The organism is Corallococcus terminator, from assembly GCF_049194865.1.
Classification (GTDB): Bacteria; Myxococcota; Myxococcia; order Myxococcales; family Myxococcaceae; genus Myxococcus; species Myxococcus terminator_A.
This window is the reverse complement of sequence record NZ_JBLZWL010000071.1, coordinates 310,001-327,629: the sequence shown is the minus strand read 5'-3', so window position 1 is coordinate 327,629 and position 17,629 is coordinate 310,001. Positions and strand designations below refer to the sequence as shown.

Below are 17,629 nucleotides of genomic sequence, written 5' to 3'. Positions count from 1 at the left end.
CGTTACGGCGCGGGAGTCGGGCAGCGCTGCTTCGCCAGGTCCACGGCGGCCTTGGCCTGCACCAGGCCGTGGCCGAACCGCTGGTCCTTGCCGGTGTCGCCCAAATCCCGCGCGCTCTCCTGGAGCACCGCGCGCAGCTGGACGTTGGTGAGCGCGGGGCACGCGCTCCACACCACCGCGGCGACTCCGGCCACGTGCGGCGTGGCCATGGACGTGCCCGACTGGCGCAGGTAGTCCAAACCGGTGACGTCCACCGTCACGTCCTGCCCCGTCAGCCCCTTGAGGGTGTTGGCGTTGGCGAGCGTGACGGACGTCGTGGGCACCCAGCGCTCGGAGGGCTCGGTGAGCGTGAAGCCCGGGCCTGCCTCGCTGCTGTTGTCGCCCATGATGATGGCCTTGGCACCCGCGCGGATGGCGTTGCGCGCCTTCTCCTGGAACAGGATGCCGCCGCCGCGGTCCACCAGCGCCACGAAGCCCTCACAGGTGGCGCCCACGCCGCACGAGGCCGCGCGCTCGCCCAGGCCGCAGTACACCATCCGCCCCGTGTACGTGCCGACCCCGGTGTACTCCAGTGGGTCCGAAGCGAAGCGCGTGCCGCCGGCCTGGACGTCGCCATACGGCGCGCCTCCGACGATGGTCGCGCTCAGCACGCCCACGCCCGGCGCCACCAGCGACACGAAGTCGCCGTACTGCGAGAAGGTCGCCCACGCGTTGTTGGAGTCCACCGCGCCCACGGCAATCACCGTGTCGTAGCCGGCGGGGAAGGACGTCTCGTTCGTGCCTCGGTTGCCCGTGGCCGCGACGGCCACCATGCCCGCCTCGTGCGCCTTCTTGAACGCGAGCTCCTCCGCGTCCGACTTGACCGTCGAGCCCAGCGACAGCGAGGCGATGTTCGCGCCCTGCTCCATGCACCACTCCATGGCGGCGATGACGTTTCCGGTGTTGCCGTCACCGTTGACGTTCAGCACGCGGGCCACGAGCAGCGACACGGTGGGCGCCACGCCCGCCACGCCATTGGGCTCTTCACCGGGGCGAACGCGCGCGCCCGCGCCGAGCTGCGCGGCGATGGTCGCCGCCGTGTGGGTGCCATGGCCGCCGCCCCACCGCACGACACCTTCCTCCTCCGCCTGGTCCAGCGGGAACTTGTCGCCGTCGAGGAAGTCCTTGCCGCCGATGTACGCCGCCGCCAGCTCCGGGTGCCGGTCGTCCCAGCCGCTGTCGATGATGCAGACCTTGATGTTCGTGCCCGACGGAGCGCCGACGTCCAGCTCGCCATCGTTGTTCGCGTCCCAGACCTCGGTCGCCTGCACGGCCTTCAGACCGGCGGTGTATTCACCGACGGAGCCGCGCGTGTTGGGCAGCACGCCCTGCCAGAGCGAGGGAGCCAGGCTCGGCATGCCGAACGCGTGCACCGGGCGGTTGGGCTCCACGCGCAGGACGTCCGGGTTGTTGGCGAGCGCCGCGCGCGCCTCGGGCGTCACCTCGGCGACGATGGTGTTCAGCCGGGGGAAGCGGTGGCTGACCTGGGCTCCCACGCGTCGCACGTCCTCGGCGAAGGCGTCGGTGTTCGCCATGGCGTTGGCGGACACCCGGGGGCGGAAGGTGATGAGCACCGACTCCGAGCCATCCTCCGCGGCGGGCCGCGCCTCGAGTCCCTGCGCGCGGGGTGCGGGCAGCGACATCTCCTCCGTGCCGGGACAGACGTCCTCGGTCTCCACGGGGGGACGGTCTGGCACCTTGGTGCACGCCACGGCCCCACCGAGCAACCCGAGCCAGACCCAACGCTTCATCGTCATTCTCCTTGCGCATCCCAGCCAGCGGATAGGTACGTCACCTGCGCCGGCGTGGATCCACGGCCGGGGTGAACGAGAGCACATCGCTTCCCGTTCCCCAGGTGCAAGTTAAGCACGCTGGCCGTCCGGCTGCTCGCGGGCCTGTCAGGCGCTGGACGACTCTCTCAGCAGGTGAGACCTGCGGACGTAAGCAGGCGAACGCTGGGCGCGAGACTTCGACCGACTCAGGACTCCGCGCTGTCGATGCCGAAGATACGCAGCGCGTCGGAGGCATACGTGTCGAGTTGCCGCTGGACTTCGGCGGCATCCCACCCCACGCGAGGTGCGATGACCTCGGCCGCCACCTGGGCGGCACCTCGGCCCAAATCCCGCGTCTCGAATCCGACCTTGAGTCGGCGGATGAGCAGGTCGGAGAGCGAGTGGACGAACTCGTGGGTGACGCCCCACACGGCCTCGGCGGCGCGGTACGGCAGGCCCTCGGCGAGCGGCCGTGCCAGCGAAGCGTCCTCGCGAGTGAGGGCCCACACCCGACGCCAGCGGCTGCCGTAGGCGCGCACCAGGTGGGCGGCGGTGGCCGCGTCGCCGACGAGCTCCCGCGCGGCGGCGAGCTCCGCGTCCATGCTGGGGATGTCTCCGCCGGGCAGTGGAAGTGTCTCGGTGGGCGACTTGCGGCGGGGCTGCCCCAGCTGCCGCTCCACGGCGTCCACGACATCCCGAGCCATGACGCGGTAGGTGGTGAGCTTTCCGCCGCTGATGGCGAGCACGCCGGTGGGGCTCACGTCGATGTGGTGCTCGCGGCTGGCGCTGCCCGGGTCGGCCTGGCTGCCGTGGTAGCCGGTGGCGGAGAGCGGGCGGATGCCGGCCCAGGCGCTGACGACATCGGCGCGGGTGAGGTGGGCCTCGGGGAAGAAGGCGTTCGCGGACTCGAGGAGGTACGCGACGTCGGTCTCACTGGCGCGCACCTCCGCGGGGTGGGCGCGCGTGTTCGTCTCCGTGGTGCCGATGATGGTGAACCCATCGGCGGGCAGCACGAACATGACGCGGCCGTCCTTGGGGGACAGCAGGGTGAGGGCATCGCGGTTGCCCAGCCGCTCGCGAGGGACGGCGATGTGGACGCCCTTGCTGCCGCGCACCGCGTGCACGTTGCCGCCGGAGGCATCGAGCTTGCGAATCTCATCGCTCCACGGGCCGGTGGCGTTGACGATGGCGCGAGCGCGCACCGTGATTTCCTGGCCGGTGAGGTGGTCGACGACGACGGCGCCGCGGGCGTGTCCGTCCTCGACGGTGAGGCGCTGGACGGAGGCGTGATTGAGGACGACGGCGCCGGCCTCGGCGGCGCCCAGGGCGTTGGCCAGGGTGAGGCGGGCGTCGTCGGTGGCGGCGTCGTAGTAGCGGGCGCCGCCCTTGAGGGCGTCGGTGCGCAGGGCGGGCTCGGCCGCGTGGAGCTGCTCGCGGTTGAGGCGCTTGTACCCCTTCACGTTCCGGAAGAGGGAGAGGGCGTCGTAGAGCATGAGGCCCGCGTTGAGCTTCCAGCGAGGCACCCGGGCGCCGGCATAGACGGGCCACACGAAGGCGAGCGGGCGGACCAGGTGTGGAGCGAGTCGCAGCAGACGTTGGCGCTCGATGCTGGACTCGAAGACGAGGCCCAGGTGGCCGTGTTCGAGGTAGCGCAGGCCGCCGTGGATGAGGCGGGACGAGCGGCTGGACGTGCCGCTGGCGAAGTCCTCGCGCTCGACGAGCGCCACCTTGAGTCCTCGCAGGACGGCATCGCGCGCGGAGCCGGCGCCCGTGACACCGCCGCCGATGATGAGGACATCGAACTCCTCGGTGGCCAGGGACTTCAGCCGCTCGGAGCGAGGCCTCGTCGGTGGGATATCCCCTTCGGTGGACGACTGGCGGAGCGCTGCGGATTCAGAACGCACACGCTGATTGTAATAACGGACCGCCCTGGGTGACACGGGAATCAATGCGTCGCGTCAAGCGGGCTACAGCACCCACATCCACGAGGGAGGAATGGTGGACAACCTCCTGGGTGGAGTGATGGGGCGAAGGCGGAAGGCTCGTCCCGGAGGGGGGCGGAGCCGAGGGAGCCCAAGGACCGTGGAAACGGCCGCACACGGACGCTCTGGGGCACGGTGGGCCCTGCACCGACCTACGGGCAAGGGCACGGTGCGCGGGTACGAGGACAGTGGGCCCTGTTCCGACCCACGGGCGAAGTGAGCGCACGGTGAGCGGGCCACATGCCGCACGGTGAACTGAGCGCGAGTCACCTCCGGCGCGTCACATCAACGCGAGGCGAGCGACACGCTCCGGTGTCTCACCGACTTCACCGACTGACGGTTCGCGCCATCACCCTCATCGGCATCGCGCCCGCCCAGATGCGACTCGCTGTCCCCGATGTTCTGTCGTCGGTGACGCTTCGCCGCCCAGAGCCATGCCGCGCCCTCGCGCGGCAACACAGAAGCCACCCGAGCGCACGCTCCTGCATGTCATTGTGAATCGAGGACATCTCGCCCGGCGTTGCCTTGCATGCACGGAGGAAGCCGGGTAGGAGGCGGCGACTGCCCTCCTGCCGCTGACCGCGCCTTGCTGAATCCCCACGACCGACGAGACCTCGCGAGCCTGGGCCTGATGGTCCTGGTGTACGGGCTTGCCGTCGCGCCGGTGTTGCACGCGGTGGTGGGTCATGCGGGCGGGTTGGGTGGCGCGGCACATGTCCACCGACACGGCGGCAAGGCCCACTCGCACGAGGCCCGAGCCGAGACCTCCCCCCTGTCGCCGGAGCAGCCTCGCAAGGCCGCTGGTCAGCGGAACGAGGGCCACGGCTCGGATGGGCACAAGCACCTGACAGGCTCGGTGGAGCACCTGAGCGCGGTCGCGACGACATGGGCCGTGGTCCATGTGCCCGCCGTGCGCTGGCTCTCCTGGACGACCGAGGTCGCGCGCGGACCCGCGGTAGCACCTGGAGCGTCGCCGAGACCGACGGCGATGCCCCAAGGCCCGTAGTCCCGGGCCTTAGAACCAGCTGAACCCGTCGTGAGCCTGGTGCTCTCGCGCACGTGTGCGCGGAGTGAGCACGAAGTCGTTCACGCGTCATCGCACATCACTTCCGTCTCCATGACGGCGGGCTGTCACAACGATGCGCCAGCGGTGTCACGCGAGAAGTCCGGCGTGAACGAGGGCGCGGAGCGTGAAGGGTCCTGCCGTGGGTGCCTCCATGTTCGTGCGTGTCCTGGCAGTGCTGTCGACCTGTCTCCTGGCGTTGTGCCTGCCCTGCGTCGCCGTGGCGCAAGAGGCCGGCGTGCGTCCGGAGCAGCAGCCACCTGTCGAGCCCCTCCGTGAAACGCCCACGGAAGCCACGCGAGAGCACGCCCCCACGACGCCTCCCCCGTCTCCAGACCCCACCACGCCAGGCGCCCACCACGAGGAGCAGGACGGCACCTCACAAGACAAGGCGCTCCCGTCACAGGCAGGCAGGGACACCAACACCGAGGCCGCGCGAGACAACCCAAGCGCACCCCTCCCAGGACAGGACGCGCCCCTCTCCGCCGAGGCCCAGCCCGAGGGAAACACCGTGGTGAGAGGCACGAGGACCGCGCGAAGCGCCTCGGAAGTGACGCTCGGCCGAGACATCCTGGACGCGGCTCCGCGCAGCAGCGCCGTGGACCTGTTGCGCGCCGTCCCGGGGCTCGTGGCCTCGCAGCACAGCGGTGAAGGCAAGGCCCACCAGCTCTTCCTGCGCGGCTTCGATGCGCTGCATGGCCAGGACGTGGAGTTGAACGTCGCGGGCCTGCCGGTGAACGAGGTGAGTCACATCCACGCGTTGGGCTACGCGGACACCAACTTCGTCATCCCAGAGGTCGTCGAGTCAATCGAGGTCACGGAGGGCTCGTATCGCGCGTCGCAGGGTGACTTCGCGGTCGCCGGCACGGTGCGGATGGACCTGGGAGTGAAGGAGCAGGGCATCCACGTCGCGGGCACGCTGGGGCAGTACCGTCAGCGCCGTCTCGTGGCCACGGTGCGTCCGGGAGACGACCCGGGAACCTTCGCGGCGGTGGAGCTCGGCGAGGGCAAGGGCTACGGCTCGCAGCGAGGCTACGGCCGGGCGTCACTGCTCGCGCAGGCGACGGCGCGACTTGGAGACGGGCTCACCGTGCGAGCACTCGGCGGCAGCTACGTCACGCGCTTCGACTCACCGGGAGTCGTGCGAGAGGACGACCTGCTCACGGGTGGCAGCGACTTCTTCTCCGCGTCCACGCCGCGCCAGGGAGGCACGGTGTCACGACACCAGCTCCTTCTCGGAGTGGACTTCCCCCGAGCGGGCAAGGGCCGCACGAAGCTGGAGCTCTTCGGCGTCCTCTCCGACCTGCGCCTGCGCAACAACTTCACGGGCTATCGGGTGGACGAGCGGGGCGACGGCCTGGAGCAGACGAATGACGCCACGGTGTTGGGAGCGCGAGCGGAGCACCGTCGGAACGTGACGGCGTTCGGCCGTCCCGTGACGCTGGAGCTGGGCCTTGGCGCGAGGCGAGACGGCGTGGAGCAGTCGCAGCGTCGCTATCGCGAGTCGGACGGCACGTTCTTCTCTGACGAAATCGACGCGCGCTTCACGCAGACGAATGTCTGGGGCTGGTCGGAAGGAAGGATGTCACTCGGACGATGGGCGTTCAGAGTGGGCGGCCGAGCCGACGCGCTGGGTGTGGAGGTCTTCGACGCGCTCGCGTTCCGGGACCCGCGTTTCTACGACGGGCAGGGCTACTCGCGCAGCGCCTTCGGCGTGCACCTGGGCGCGAAGGCGGGCCTGGAGTACGCGCTGTCCGACGGCGCGGATGCATGGAGGTTCTTCGCCAGCTATGGCGACGGCTTCCGTTCCCCCCAGGCGCGCAGCCTCTCCGAAGGAGAGCGAGCCCCCTTCGTTTCCGTGCACGGCGCGGAAGTGGGGGCGAGGAAGGACGGCGAGCGCTGGGCCGTGCAGCTCAGTGCCTTCGGCTCGCAGGTGGAGAACGACTTCTTCTTCGACCACACGGTGGGCACCACCGTGTACACGGGCGAGACGTTGCGCTCGGGAGTGACGGCCTCGCTCCAGGCGCGTCCCCTGCCCGGCTTCGTCGCGGCGCTGAGCGGTACCGTGGCGCACGCGTATGTGACGGCGACGGACACGCTCTTGCCCTACTTCGCGCCGCTCGTCGCCAGGGCGGATGTCGGCTGGGAGCGCCCGGTGGAGTGGCTGGGAGGCGAAGGCAGCCTCTTCTCCATCGGCACGGGCCTGACGTTCCTCGGTCCGCGTCCCCTGCCCTTCGACGAGCGAAGCCAGGCGGTGTTCCTCGCGGACGCGGAAGTGGCGCTGCGTCGAGGGGAGCTGGGCTTGCGGCTGGAGGTGAGGAACCTCCTCGACTCGCGCTGGAGGGATGGCGAGTTCGTCTACAGCTCGCGCTTCAACCCGAGTGCACCAGCCAGCCTCGTGCCGGCCAGACATTTCACCGCGGGGTCGCCTCGGATGGCCTCGCTCACCCTGGAGGTCCATCTATGAAGCTCGGGCGCATGATGAAAGGCGCGTTGGCCGTGGCCGCCGCGTCCTCCCTGTCGTTCGGCTGTGGCAGCGAGGCGGAGCGGCGCGCCTTTCCCGTGGAGGTGACGGCCGCGAAGCTGTCGGAGGAGCGCAACGAGCGCGGGTGGCGAATCGTCCTCGACTCAGCGCACGTCTCCGTGGGCCCGGTGCGCTTCTTCGAGGGCCGCGTGTTGCTGTCGAGCCGCCGGGCCACACCGCGCTTCGACTGGTACTCGCTCATCGGCGGCACGGCGCACGCGCACCCGGGCCACTACGTGCCGGGAGACGCGCTGGGCGAACTGCTGGAGACGCACACGGTGGACCTGCTCGGCGGAGTCAGCGTCCTCGGTACGGCGAGCGCGGTGACGGGTGAGTACGGCTCGCTGGAGCTGACGCTCACGACGCCCGCGGATGCGCAAGGTGTGCTGCGAGGCCACGCTGTGCGAGTGGTCGGCACTGCGACGAATCCGGACGGAGGCCAGGTCCGTTTCGATGTGAACGCTGACCTGCCCAAGCCCGTGGCCGGCGTGCGCTTCGAGAAGTCCCTTGGGACAGAAGCGGGCCGGGTGCGCCTCTCCGTGGACCTGAGGAAGTGGATGGACCGCATCGACTTCGCCACCGCGACCGACCCGGACGCGGATGGCGTCTACACCTTCCCCGCCGACAGTCAGGCGCGCAATGCGCTGCTGCGCGGCGTGGAAGACACAACCGCCTACGTGGTGACGTGGGAAGAAGGAGCCGTGCAATGAAGAACTGGATGCTGGGGTTGTCGTGCCTGGGGCTCGTCGCGTGCAGCGATGGTACGGGCAACGTGACGTTCACCACCTACGGCGAGGACTTCATCGAGAAGGAGATTCCCGCCGCGGTGGGCGACGAGGCGGGCTTCGTCGATGGCTGGACGGTGCGCTTCGAGAAGTTCGTCGTCGTGCTGAGCGAGGTGAAGGTGGAGACGAGCGGCGAGGTGGCCGCGCAGCAGACGCAGGCCCGCGTGTTCGACGTGCACAAGCCCGGACCGGTGGTGGTGGAGTCCTTCAAGGACCTGTCCGCCCAGGAGTGGGACCACATCAGCTACGCGATTGCGCCTGTGGCGAGCGCGGTGTCCGGCAACGCGGACGCGGCGGACGTCGAGCGGATGAAGACGGAAGGCCTGAGCGTGCTCGTGGTGGGCACCGCGACGAAGGGCCGCGTGACGAAGCAGTTCGACTGGGGCTTCAAGACGAACACCCTCTACGAGCGCTGCGAGAGCCCGGAGCTCGGCGCGGGCGTGACGGTGCCGAAGGATGGCGAGGAGACAGTGCAGCTCACCATCCACGGCGACCACCTCTTCTTCGACGACCTGCAGTCGCCGGACGCGAAGATGCGCTTCGACGCGATGGCGGCGGCGGACACGCTGGGCATCGCCGGGGCTGACGGCCTGGTGACGTTGGAGGAACTGGCGGCCGTGGACCTCACGGAGCTGCCGGCGGAGCAGTACGGCACGGGGGGCGCGGGCAACGTGCGCAACCTGCGCGACTTCGTCACCGCGCTGGTTCGTACGGCGGGCCACTTCCGTGGCGAGGGCGAGTGCTCGCCCAAGGCGCGCTGAGCTGACCTCCGTCATTCCATCTCCGGTACGCTGGTCCGCGCCGGAGATGGGATGACGTTGGGCGAACTCAGTGCTTCGACGGGTCCGGACGTCCGCCGCCGCTGGACGTGCCACCCGGCGTGGTGGACGGAGGGCTCTTGCTGCCCCCGTGGTTCGGGTTCATCTGGTTGGAGCGGTTGTCCTGCGTGGACTTCTGCGAGGGGTTGTTGGGGTTCTTCGAATCGGAGCGCTGGTCATTCGCGCTCGGCGTCTTGCCACTTCCCTTGTTGCTCATGGGCGAGGCCTCCGGAGGCTCGAGCAGTGAGTGCTCGAGCGGGACGCACCGTAGAGAGGGGCTCGCGAGGGGGCACTCGGCCGGCGGGCTCGCCACGCTGTCATGCAGCGTACGTCCGCGCGGTGGGTACCCCTCGTTGCGGGCCTCCGTTCGCACGTGCGGGGATGGCGATGCGCGCCCGAGTGCCTACCTCCCTCCCACGGAGGTGATGGGCGTGAAGACGATGACCTATGAGCGCAGCGGCCGGACGAACACGGCGGCCCAGGCACTGAGGGTGGAGGGACTCAAGCACCTGTGGGTCCTGGAGCAGGGCGAGGTGGTGTCGGAGCGGGACTTGACGCCCCACGAGGCGCGGAGTCTGGCGCCACTGCTGGAGGAAGCGACGCGGCAGCCGGCGCCCGCGGTGCTGGTCCCCCAGGCGGGAGGGCCGGACGGCCTCGCGGTGACGCTCGCGTTCGAGGATGAGGAGTCCCCTCGGGTCCGACTGGCCGCGGAGCGACTGCCCGCGCGAGGAGCGGGGCCGCACTACGACGCGCTGCTCGGCGAGCTGGACGTGCTGCTGACGAAGGAGCTGCACGCCCGGGCTCCACGGCAAGCGCACGTGGTGCTGCCGCACCAGCTTCGTCAGGAGGAGTAGCGGGCCTCACGCGGAGACGTCGACAGTGGCGGCGCGCTCCAGGGGCAACAGGACGATGAAGGAGGAGCCGACGTTGGGTCGGCTCTCCACGCGGATGTCGCCGTGGAGGGCCTCGACAATCTGCCGGACAATCCACAGGCCCAGACCGAAGCCGCTGTAGTGGCGCTGGGACACGGCGCGCTCGAAGCGGTGGAAGATGCGGGCCTGGTCCTCGGGGGCGATGCCGATTCCGTGGTCCTTCACGCACAGCCGCGCGAAGTCTCCTTCGCGGGTGACGTGGACCTCCACGGGCCGCTGCGCGCCGTACTTGAAGGCGTTGGAGAGCAGGTTGGTGATGACCTGCTCCACGCGCACGCGGTCCCACGAGCCCACCAGGGGCTCGTCCACCACGAGCCGCACCGAGCACCGCGCGCCCGCGGCATCCTCCTGGACGCGGGAGACGAGGTCCTGCGTGAGGGAGGACAGGTCCACCGGTTCGTGATGCAGGTCGAGCCGCCCCGCGCGGATGCGAGACACATCGAGCAACGTCGCGACGAGCTGATGGAGCTGGGCCATGGAGCGCAGCGTGCTCTCGACGCGGCGGTGCACGAGCCCCTCGGAATCCGTTGAGGGGGCCGCGCGCAGGAGGAATTGGAGCTGGAGCTGGACGGAGGTGATGGGGGTGCGCAGCTCGTGGCTGGCGATGGAGAGGAACTCGTCACGGGCCTGGACGGCCTCGCGCAGGTCGCGAGCCAGGTCCTCCGCCGCGCGGCGAGCCACCACCAACCCCGTGACTTCCACGGCCACGGCCATGACGCCCTGGATGACTCCGCGCGCATCGCGCCAGGGCTGCCAGGTGAAGTCATGGTACCGCTGCTGTCGGGAGAGCGAGGGCGTGACGAAGGGCGAGGGCGAGGCCAGGGGCACTTCGCGTCCGGAGAAGGGCCGTCCTTCGCGGTAGACCTCATCGAGGAGGCTCAGCATGCCCGGGTCCATGGCCGGCTGGACGTCGCGCAGGGGCTTGCCGATGGCGCCGCCATCGACATCCAGCAGGGCACGCGCCTGGGGATTGAGCAGCGCGCAGACGTGGTCGGGGCCCTGGAAGACGGCGATGGCGGCGGGAGCCTGCATGAAGAGGGACTCCATGCGCTCGCGCTGGGCCTGGGCCTCCCCCAGTGCGGCGTGCTCGCGTTCGAGCAACCGCGAGCGCTCGAGCTCCAGTTGCCGGCGTGACGTCGCATCGCGGAACATCCACACCGCGCCAGGGTCCTCTCCGTCGCGCCCCTTGAGTGGGGCGATGCACTCCTCGATGGGCAGCTCTCCCCCGTCGCGTCGCCTCAGGGCGCGGGGCCACTGGGACCAGGTCGCGAGCGTGGTCGGGTGTCGGATGGTGGGGAAGGAGCCGGACTCGGGCCGGGAGCGCAGCACCTGGGTCAGCGGCGCGCCGATGGCTTCGACTTCCGGACACTGGAGCAGCTGAGCGGCGGCGGGATTGAGGTAGCGCACGACGCCGTGCGCATCCGTGGCGAGGACCGCGTCGCCAAGGCTTCGCAACAGGCGGGCCTCCAGCGGCTCTCCGACAGGAGACGGCGCGGGGCGGAGGGAGAAGGGTCCGACGGCGGCGGTTCCATTCGAGCGCCGTCCCGCGAGGAGGGCGACGAGCCCCCCGACCGCGAGGAACAGGGCGAACTCCAGGGCGACAGCGGCGACGGGACTCGCGGAGGTATTGGAGGCGACGGCGAACGAGCCCAGGAGCGTGGCCACCCAAGCGGGGCCCGCGCCACCGACGAGCGCGGCGGCGAGGACCGCGGCGATGGAGAGCAGAACGCCCAGGGACGCGGGAAGGGGCCCCAGCAGCCACGGGAGGCCCCAGGCGATGCCCGCGCAGAGCACGGCCACGCCATGTCGAGCCCACACCGGGCGCCCGAAGGCGGACGTACTGATATGGAGAGCGTGCGCACGCATCGGACGGCGTCTCGCTTCCTGGACAAAGGCTTCACACACCGGATGACAGGAGCGCGGGGAGACTCTCGAGCCGACAGCCTGTCGGTGCTGATCTTCACCTGGACGCGCGGTGAAAGGCAAACACGAGGGGGCGAGGGGATCTGCTTCCGCGCGACTTGTGACAAAGCATGAACAATAAGCAGACGAGCAGGCAGCGGTGAGTGAAGGCACGAGCAGGAGGGCAGGTGTGGTTGCCGAGCGCCCTGCGTTCTGTGAAGAGAGAGACATGACGCGAGTGCGGTTCTCCGTGCACCGCACGGTAGGAGAGGCGCGGTTGCTGGCGGGCACGCTGGAAGCCGAGGGAATGTCCGTGCAGGTGCGTGGCGAAGCCCTCGTCCCGCTGAGCGGAGAGATTCCGAGCGGAGAGACGTGGGTGGAGCTATGGCTGCTGCCCGGCGACGTGGAGCAAGCCCAGGCCGTGGTGGCGGAGCTGAAGAAGGACGAGGGGGAATCGTCGCGCACGGTGGAGTGCCCCGGCTGTCGTGAGGAGAACCCTGGCAACTTCGAGCTCTGCTGGAGCTGCGGGGTGGAGCTGCCGAAGGGCCTTCGGACGAGCCTTCGGGCGGTGTAGCTCGCGCGGGGAGATGGGAAGTTGGAAGCCGAGCAACCAGCGCCAGTGGACGACGTCCTCGAGAGGCGTTCGCACGAAGCCGTCAGGCCTCCGAGGCGTCATCGGGGCCTGCGCGGCATGGTGATTGTCTGTGCCGTGGCCGTCCTGCTGCATCTCATCCCGCTCCTGCTGCCCAGGAACATGCCGGAGCAGGAGCTGGCCATCGCGAGGGTGACGCAGGGGGTAGAGGCGCGGGTGAAGTTGCTGATGCCGCTGCGAGCACACCCGAAGGCGACCTCCGCCGAACTGAGGGAAGCAGCGGAGCTGCTCCTGGAAGGAGCACCCGCCGAGGCGCATGAGCTGGCGCAGGAGGCGGAGCGACGCGAGCCGGCGGCGGTGGAGACCCAGTTGTTGCTCGCGCGCATCTGCGACACGGAGCGGATGGAGCGGTGTGTCCGAACCGCGCTGGAGCGGGCGACACAGGTGGCACCGGGAGACCCGAGACCGGAGGTCCTGCGCGCGGAGCTGAAGGAGAAGAGTGGAGACGTGGTGGGGGCCTCGGAGGCGATGGGCGTCGCGTACGGCAAGGCGCCGACGGACCCGCTCATCGGCTTGCGGTATGTGCGACTTCTGAGCGCGGCCGAGCGGCCCTCGGAGGCCCTCGCGGTGCTCAGCGCGTTGCGGGGGCTGGTGCCGCGAGCGCGGCTGCTGGTGGAGCAGGGGCTGGTGTTGAGCGCGGACGGCAAGGACACGGAGGCGGTCGCGGTGCTCCGCAAGGCCACGCAGGAGGACCCGAGGCTCTCGCTGGCGTACTACGAGCTGGGTCTGGCGTTGTTTCGGGTGGGGGACCTGGAGGCCGCGCAGGAGGCACTGAGGCAGGCGGACCGGTTGGACCTCGCGAGCCCCAAATCCCTCGCGGCGCTCTGCGCGCTTCAGCTCCGGGCCAAGCTCATCGATGACGCGCGACTGACGCGGATGGACCTGGAGCGACGCTTCTCGGGACGGATGGAGCTGATCCGCCAGTCGTGCAGCATTCCCTGAGCCGATTCACCGAGGCTCGGTTCCTCGAATCTGGCGAAGCATCCGCGCGGAGGCTTTGACCTCCGAGTCCACGGCGCCGTCGACGCGTTCGGTGCGGACGACGGCCTGCAGGTAGGGAAGCGCCTCGTCGTCGCGCTGCTGCTGAAAAAGGAACGCTCCGAGCGCGAAGCGGGCGCGCGTCAGCTGGATGAGGTCATCCGCGGCGACGGAGGCGTCGATGGCATCACTGAGAGCGGACTCGGCCAGCTCGGGTTGTCCTCGCGCGAGGAGCTCTTGAGCTCGCTGTAGATGTTCCTGGACGTTCATGGCGAGACGGGAGCGCGTGGCGAGGGGGGACGACGAGGGCCTCTCCAGGGTAAGGGTAGGCCCCATGGACGAGAAGCGCATCGCCGAGCTGGAGATTCGCTACATGCAGCAGCAGGAGACGCTGCAGGAGTTGAGCGACGTGCTCTACCAGCAGCAGCGTGTCATCGAGGCGCTGCGGGTGGAGCTGGACATCCTGAAGAAGAAGCTGGAGGCGGAGCCCGGGCTGGTGGATTCCCGGCAGCACGAGCGCCCGCCCCACTACTGACGGTTCAGAACTTGTAGCCCAGGCGCAGACCGATGACGGGGTCGGGTTCCAGGTAGCCCACCTCGACGCCGATGCTGGCCGCCTTGCCCTGGAGGCCGAAGCCGAAGGCCGCATGGGCGCGGAGTGTGTCCCCTCGGCCCATGACAATCCAGGGGCCGACGAGCCCCTCCACGTAGACCTTGGCGCTGGTGATGTTGGCGCGAATGACGAGGTCCAGGGGGATGCCCACGTCGTTGCCATCGGTGATGAGCGACGCGCCGAAGCGGGCTCCGACGGAAATGGGACCGGTGATTCGGCCTTCCACGCCGAGCAGGAAGCTGAAGGCCGCGCTCTGATCAATCCAATAGTCGGCTCCGAGCCCGACGCGAACCGTGGTGGCTTCTGAGTTCATGGGCGCGACGAAGAATCCGGCCGCGAGCAGAACACCGAGCGAGGGACGAAGCAGCTTCATGCGGGAGGCTCCTCTGCGTGAGGGGGGCCACCACTCAAGCAAGCCAGGCGGAGTGAGGCCAGTCACACGAGGCGATCCTCCCGTCGTTCCGTCGCTTTTTCCGCTCAATGAACCAACGTCAGCGGAACACCGACAGCCTCAACGGACCTGCCGAGACACACGAAGCTCGACGCATGAGTTCGCGGGCCTGAGGGCGCCCCCGTTCGAGCAGCGGCATGAAGCCAGGTCCCCCGTTAGGAGGTCTCGCATGAAAGCCATTCGCTATCACGAGGTAGGGGGGCCGGAGGTCCTGCGTCTGGACGAAGTGCCCACGCCGACTCCTGGTCCCGGTGAGGTCCGCATCCGGGTGAAGGCGGCAGGGGTGAACTTCGCCGACACGGAGCGGCGTCGCGGCCTGTATGACGCGCAGTCACCGTTGCCCAGGATTCTGGGGAGCGAGGCCGCGGGGCTCGTGGACGCGGTGGGACCAGGGGTCGACGCGAAGTGGGTGGGCCGCAGGGTGGTGGCCCTCGCGCTCCGGAGCTACGCGGAGTTCGCGACGACCTCCGAAGAGGAGCTGCTCGAGCTACCGGAACACGTCTCATTCGAAGAGGCGGCCGGGCTTCTCGTTCAGGGACTGACAGCCTGGCATCTGATTCACACCTCGGCCCGGCTGCAACCCGGACAGCGAGTCCTGATTCACGCGGCGGCGGGAGGCGTTGGACTCCTGGCGATACAGCTCGCGAAACAAGCAGGCGCGACAGTGTTCGGAGCCGTCTCCACGGAGGAGAAGGCGAAGCTCGCGCGCGACTCGGGAGCCGATGACGTCTTCGTGTACGGAGGAACCGGCTCAGTGGCGGAGTGGGTTCGCAAGCTCACCGAAGGAAGTGGAGTGGAGCTCGTGCTGGATTCCGTCGGAGCCAGCACCTGGGAGAGCAGCCTCGAGTCTCTCGCGCCCTTCGGTCACCTGGTGGCCTACGGAAGTGCGAGCGGGCACCCACCGCCGGTGGACGTGGAGTCGCTGTACGCGAAGTCCCTGAAAGTCAGCGCGTACTGGCTGCGCACACCGCACCCGCCAGCCTTGCAGCGCCGAGCCCGCGAAGCGCTGGGTCAGGCGTTGGCGCGAGGAGAGCTGCGTGTGAAGTTGGGCCTGGTGGTGGAGCTGGAGGAGGCGACGCGGGCGCACCAGCGGCTGGAGTCGCGCGCGACGGTGGGCAAGGTGGTGCTGCGGGTGCCCTGAAAACGGGCCCGCCCGCGGGCCACGAGGCGCCGTGGGCCTCCAGCCCGCCGTGCCCGGCCGGCGGCCCAAGGCCGTCACGCCGGTGCCCGGCGGAGCCTGGGACGCGAGGACGCGGAAAAGCGAAAAGCCCCCGTCGCACGAGGCGACGAGGGCTTCTCTCAAAAAGAATCCGGCAGCGACCTACTCTCCCACGCGGTTTCCCGCGGAGTACCATCGGCTCTGGAGGGCTTAACTTCCGTGTTCGGGATGGGAACGGGTGTGACCCCTCCGACATTGCCACCGGAAAAGCTGTAAGTGCATACAAAGGGTAAGTTGCAATAGTCTGCGAGTACAAGTCTCGCTGTGCGCTAAGTGTTTCGTCCGGGTGAATGCATAGTGCATTCAGTCTCGGCCTTGGCCCCGAGTCCCTTACTCCCCTTGAGGGGGCATGCAAGAGATAGGGGGAAGTAAGCCTCTCGACCAATTAGTACCAGTTAGCTCAACGCGTTACCGCGCTTACACACCTGGCCTATCAACGTCGTAGTCTTCGACGGGTCTTCAGGGGCTTGCGCCCGGGATACCTGGTCTTGAGGTCGGTTTCCCGCTTAGATGCTTTCAGCGGTTATCCAATCGGCACATGGCTACCCAGCGATGCCTCTGGCGAGACAACTGGTACACCAGCGGTGCCTCCAACCCGGTCCTCTCGTACTAAGGTCAGAGCCTCTCAAGTATCCTACGCCCACAGCAGATAGGGACCAAACTGTCTCACGACGTTTTGAACCCAGCTCGCGTACCGCTTTAATTGGCGAACAGCCAAACCCTTGGGACCTGCTCCAGCCCCAGGATGCGATGAGCCGACATCGAGGTGCCAAACCTCCCCGTCGATGTGAACTCTTGGGGGAGATAAGCCTGTTATCCCCGGAGTACCTTTTATCCGTTGAGCGATGGCCCTTCCATTCAGGACCACCGGATCACTATGACCTGCTTTCGCACCTGCTCGACGTGTCCGTCTCGCAGTCAAGCTCCCTTATGCCATTGCACTCGCCGCCCGGTTTCCAATCGGGCTGAGGGAACCATCGCGCGCCTCCGTTACTCTTTGGGAGGCGACCGCCCCAGTCAAACTACCCACCAGACAGTGTCCCAATCCCGGCTGACGGGACATGGTTAGACACCAGAAATCAACAGGGTGGTATTTCACCGTTGCCTCCACCGAACCTAGCGGCCCGGCTTCAAAGGCTCCCACCTATCCTACACAGTCAATCCCTAGTGTCACTGTCAAGTTATAGTAAAGGTTCACGGGGTCTTTCCGTCTTGCTGCGGGTAAACTGCATCGGCACAGCTATTTCAATTTCGCTGAGTCCCTCTCCGAGACAGCGCGGAAGTCGTTACTCCATTCGTGCAGGTCGGAACTTACCCGACAAGGAATTTCGCTACCTTAGGACCGTTATAGTTACGGCCGCCGTTTACTGGGGCTTCGGATCATCGCTTTGCCTTGCGGCTGACGAATCCCCTTAACCTTCCAGCACCGGGCAGGAGTCAGACCCTATACGTCGGCTTGTCGCCTTCGCAGAGTCCTGTGTTTTTGGTAAACAGTCGCTACCGCCATTTCTCTGCAACCTCTCTCGGCTCCGGCTGTACGCCTTCACCTACCAGAGGCCCACCTTCTTCCGAAGTTACGGTGGAAATTTGCCTAGTTCCTTGGAGGAGAGTTCTCTCAAGCGCCTTAGGATTTTCTCCTCACCCACCTGTGTCGGTTTACGGTACGGACACCCTGCAAGCTCCCTACGGGACTTTTCTTGGAAGCAGAGCATCAACGACTTACCCCTTACGGGGCGCCATGGGGTCTCGGGGATAGCTGTCGCGCCTTTAATCGTACGCGACACCCCTACGCCTTTGGACTGACACAACCGCCGGTCAGCTCGTCTAGCTTTCTCCGTCCTCCCTTAGTTCAACGCTTACAAGATGGCGCAGGAATATTAACCTGCTTTCCATCATCTA

Annotated in this window: 16 protein-coding genes and 2 rRNA genes (1 of these 18 only partly in view); 9 read left to right on the top strand and 9 right to left on the bottom strand. The window is 68.2% G+C overall.

The annotated features are described in order from the left end of the window. Positions 1-2 precede the first annotated feature (2 nt). The 3 genes from ACN469_RS23225 to ACN469_RS23215 all read right to left on the bottom strand — a co-directional run bounded on the left by ACN469_RS23225 (position 3) and on the right by ACN469_RS23215 (position 4,261). Positions 3-1,790 carry a S8 family serine peptidase gene (locus ACN469_RS23225; protein WP_498770920.1) on the bottom strand — a complete coding sequence of 596 codons (1,788 nt, stop codon included), beginning with the start codon at positions 1,788-1,790 and terminating at the stop codon, positions 3-5. Between the two features lie 227 nt (positions 1,791-2,017). After that, positions 2,018-3,715: a glycerol-3-phosphate dehydrogenase gene (glpD, locus tag ACN469_RS23220; protein WP_498770919.1), complete on the bottom strand. Its 1,698-nt coding sequence runs from the start codon at positions 3,713-3,715 to the stop codon at positions 2,018-2,020. A gap of 363 nt (positions 3,716-4,078) precedes the next feature. Continuing rightward, a complete protein-coding gene (locus ACN469_RS23215) occupies positions 4,079-4,261 on the bottom strand; it encodes a hypothetical protein (RefSeq protein WP_498770918.1) in 183 nt (60 codons plus the stop codon). 118 nt (positions 4,262-4,379) lie between these two features. Between ACN469_RS23215 and ACN469_RS23210 the strand changes: the two genes are divergently transcribed. The 4 genes from ACN469_RS23210 (at position 4,380) to ACN469_RS23195 (ending at position 8,926) form a co-directional block, all read left to right on the top strand. Then, positions 4,380-4,799 (top strand): hypothetical protein, encoded by a 420-nt coding sequence (locus ACN469_RS23210; RefSeq protein WP_498770917.1) that lies wholly within the window; start codon positions 4,380-4,382, stop codon positions 4,797-4,799. A gap of 211 nt (positions 4,800-5,010) precedes the next feature. Continuing rightward, positions 5,011-7,323: a TonB-dependent receptor gene (locus ACN469_RS23205; RefSeq protein WP_498770958.1), complete on the top strand. Its 2,313-nt coding sequence runs from the start codon at positions 5,011-5,013 to the stop codon at positions 7,321-7,323. Then, entirely contained in the window at positions 7,320-8,090 is a 771-nt protein-coding gene (locus ACN469_RS23200; protein ID WP_498770916.1) for a hypothetical protein, read from the top strand. The genes ACN469_RS23205 and ACN469_RS23200 overlap by 4 nt, the downstream gene beginning before the upstream one ends. Further along, complete coding sequence (locus ACN469_RS23195) at positions 8,087-8,926, top strand: hypothetical protein (RefSeq protein WP_498770915.1); 840 nt, start codon at positions 8,087-8,089, stop codon at positions 8,924-8,926. Before ACN469_RS23200 ends, ACN469_RS23195 begins: the two co-directional genes overlap by 4 nt. Positions 8,927-8,993: 67 nt before the next feature. Here the strand turns inward: ACN469_RS23195 and ACN469_RS23190 are convergent, their stop codons facing one another. Beyond that, entirely contained in the window at positions 8,994-9,200 is a 207-nt protein-coding gene (locus tag ACN469_RS23190; RefSeq protein ID WP_498770914.1) for a hypothetical protein, read from the bottom strand. 214 nt (positions 9,201-9,414) lie between these two features. Here ACN469_RS23190 and ACN469_RS23185 point away from each other — a divergent pair, with 214 nt between their 5' ends. After that, positions 9,415-9,837, top strand: a complete 423-nt coding sequence (locus tag ACN469_RS23185; RefSeq protein WP_498770913.1) for a hypothetical protein — start codon at positions 9,415-9,417, stop codon at positions 9,835-9,837. Between the two features lie 6 nt (positions 9,838-9,843). On the opposite strand, the gene ACN469_RS23180 is transcribed toward ACN469_RS23185, so the two are convergent. Further along, on the bottom strand, positions 9,844-11,781 hold the full coding sequence (locus ACN469_RS23180) for a sensor histidine kinase (RefSeq protein WP_498770912.1): 1,938 nt from the start codon (positions 11,779-11,781) through the stop codon (positions 9,844-9,846). A gap of 265 nt (positions 11,782-12,046) precedes the next feature. Between ACN469_RS23180 and ACN469_RS23175 the strand changes: the two genes are divergently transcribed. Next, positions 12,047-12,391 carry a putative signal transducing protein gene (locus tag ACN469_RS23175; protein ID WP_498770911.1) on the top strand — a complete coding sequence of 115 codons (345 nt, stop codon included), beginning with the start codon at positions 12,047-12,049 and terminating at the stop codon, positions 12,389-12,391. A gap of 135 nt (positions 12,392-12,526) precedes the next feature. After that, positions 12,527-13,411: a tetratricopeptide repeat protein gene (locus ACN469_RS23170; RefSeq protein ID WP_498770910.1), complete on the top strand. Its 885-nt coding sequence runs from the start codon at positions 12,527-12,529 to the stop codon at positions 13,409-13,411. 6 nt (positions 13,412-13,417) lie between these two features. Here ACN469_RS23170 and ACN469_RS23165 read toward each other — a convergent pair whose 3' ends face one another. Beyond that, on the bottom strand, positions 13,418-13,717 hold the full coding sequence (locus ACN469_RS23165; RefSeq protein WP_498770909.1) for a hypothetical protein: 300 nt from the start codon (positions 13,715-13,717) through the stop codon (positions 13,418-13,420). Positions 13,718-13,781: 64 nt separating this feature from the next. Between ACN469_RS23165 and ACN469_RS23160 the strand changes: the two genes are divergently transcribed. After that, on the top strand, positions 13,782-13,982 hold the full coding sequence (locus tag ACN469_RS23160; RefSeq protein WP_163865888.1) for a SlyX family protein: 201 nt from the start codon (positions 13,782-13,784) through the stop codon (positions 13,980-13,982). Positions 13,983-13,986: 4 nt separating this feature from the next. Here the strand turns inward: ACN469_RS23160 and ACN469_RS23155 are convergent, their stop codons facing one another. Next, entirely contained in the window at positions 13,987-14,433 is a 447-nt protein-coding gene (locus ACN469_RS23155) for a hypothetical protein (protein ID WP_498770908.1), read from the bottom strand. 247 nt (positions 14,434-14,680) lie between these two features. Here ACN469_RS23155 and ACN469_RS23150 point away from each other — a divergent pair, with 247 nt between their 5' ends. Beyond that, positions 14,681-15,652 (top strand): quinone oxidoreductase family protein, encoded by a 972-nt coding sequence (locus ACN469_RS23150; RefSeq protein ID WP_498770907.1) that lies wholly within the window; start codon positions 14,681-14,683, stop codon positions 15,650-15,652. A gap of 167 nt (positions 15,653-15,819) precedes the next feature. Here the strand turns inward: ACN469_RS23150 and rrf are convergent. Both rrf and ACN469_RS23140 read right to left on the bottom strand, forming a co-directional pair. Continuing rightward, a 5S ribosomal RNA gene (gene rrf / locus ACN469_RS23145) occupies positions 15,820-15,936 on the bottom strand. A gap of 158 nt (positions 15,937-16,094) precedes the next feature. Further along, a 23S ribosomal RNA gene (locus tag ACN469_RS23140) occupies positions 16,095-17,629 on the bottom strand (it continues 1,429 nt past the right edge of the window).